1 rRNA gene is annotated in these 255 nt (G+C 54.1%); it reads left to right on the top strand.

Annotated features, from left to right (window positions below):
* Nucleotides 1-255 (top strand): 16S ribosomal RNA (locus ACTHR7_RS10880); the annotation flags it as partial.

The following is a 255-nucleotide window of genomic DNA, read 5'->3' as shown; positions in this document are numbered from 1 at the left end:
ATTCGATGCAACGCGAAGAACCTTACCTGGTCTTGACATGTACGGAATCCTCCAGAGACGGAGGAGTGCCTTCGGGAGCCGTAACACAGGTGCTGCATGGCTGTCGTCAGCTCGTGTCGTGAGATGTTGGGTTAAGTCCCGCAACGAGCGCAACCCTTGTCATTAGTTGCCATCATTTAGTTGGGCACTCTAATGAGACTGCCGGTGACAAGCCGGAGGAAGGTGGGGATGACGTCAAGTCCTCATGGCCCTTAT

It is taken from the genome of Neisseria sp. P0007.S010, assembly GCF_051962875.1.
Lineage (GTDB): Bacteria > Pseudomonadota > Gammaproteobacteria > Burkholderiales > Neisseriaceae > Neisseria > Neisseria subflava_A.
The sequence above is the reverse complement of the archived record's forward strand: the minus strand, read 5'-3'. Positions and strand labels throughout refer to the sequence as shown.